The following is a 1,208-nucleotide window of genomic DNA, read 5'->3' as shown; positions in this document are numbered from 1 at the left end:
CTCCAGCCCGCGCCGGCGATGTTCATCGACGACGCCCACATCTTGCGAGCCTCGTCCTCAACGGTCTGGGCGTGCACTTCGAAACGGCCTGCCATCGCCCGCATCTCGTGCGGGTCGGTCATAAAACGTGTTGCCATGTCGGCTGTCTCCTTATTACGTATTAGTTGGGTGGTGGTTTAAGACGGTGGCCGGATCGTTTACGGATTACGCAACCGCCGAGCCGAATAGATAGAAATAATCCCCCCTTCCCGTCAGCCGGCGGCCACCGGGCGTTGTCACGGTGAGACGGACGTCAGCCCCCAACCGCGGCGTTTGAGTTGACGGAGTGCATGTTGCTGGTGGGGATGCGGCGCGGGCGCGACCCTGCGGCCCCGAGCTCAGCCCCTCGTGGGCGGTTACGTAGGAACCCACGTCGATGACAGTCTGTCCCAAGCCCCGAACCGCCGATGCGAATCAGCCGGCGGCGGCCGCGTTGGCTGCCTCGGTCGCAGCGTACGAACCGGAGCTGGTGGACAGGGTGTTGACGAACGCCTCGTGGATGGCGGCAGCCTGCGCGCTCACCGCCTGGTACATCTGCGCGTGCGCGGCGAACTGAGCCGCGGTCAACGCCGACACCTCGTCGGCAGCGGCGGGTACGACCCCCGTCGTTGGGGCTGCGGCGGCTGCGTTCTGGGCGCTCAAGGTCGACCCGATAGCCTGCAGATTCCCGGCCGCCGCGGCCAAAGCCTCCGGCTGTGTGGTCACGAACGACATATTTGTTCCCTCCTAGTTCAATCCCCGACTCTGCGAGATTAGATGACTGCGGCCCCCGAGGTCGGTGCGGACGCAACGTGTTTGCAATTGTTCACGTAGTGGTACGGCGAATTCACTTTCGTTAACGACACAGTAACAGCGTCTGACCTCGACCGCAGCCCTTCGCACGACGGTGATGACCAAGGTCATCAGGCCCCGCCCGAAAAAGTTGCTGATGGCCGTCGGACTGGTTGCTGCGGTCACGTCGGCCGCCATAAATCCGATTGCCGGCCAACTTGTCGCACCGAGTCACCGCGATGACCGTGCCGGTAGCGTGTCGCTCGAACCTCCTTTCGTCCATTTCAGCAGGTTGATGCGCCGATGGCCGCTGCTCAGCCCGCGAAGGGTGGTCGGGCCATGACGGTGGGTCGGAAGCCGTATTTGGGGCCGGCCCCGCCGTGTCCGCCGGCGCCCGC

Annotated in this window: 1 protein-coding gene and 2 pseudogenes; all 3 read right to left on the bottom strand. The window is 64.5% G+C overall.

The genetic code is table 11. The features are described from left to right. Positions 1-137: pseudogene (locus A5775_RS15835) on the bottom strand (WXG100 family type VII secretion target); the annotation flags it as partial. 316 nt (positions 138-453) lie between these two features. Continuing rightward, the gene (locus tag A5775_RS15830; RefSeq protein WP_067167504.1) at positions 454-753 is read right to left on the bottom strand and encodes a PE family protein; all 300 of its coding nucleotides are present in this window, start codon (positions 751-753) and stop codon (positions 454-456) included. A gap of 371 nt (positions 754-1,124) precedes the next feature. After that, positions 1,125-1,208 (bottom strand): annotated as a pseudogene (locus A5775_RS24970) (hypothetical protein); the annotation flags it as partial.

It is taken from the genome of Mycobacterium sp. 852002-10029_SCH5224772 (genome assembly GCF_001667315.1).
GTDB lineage: Bacteria > Actinomycetota > Actinomycetes > Mycobacteriales > Mycobacteriaceae > Mycobacterium.
Note: the sequence above shows the minus strand (reverse complement) of the source record. Positions and strands in the feature narration are given on the sequence as shown.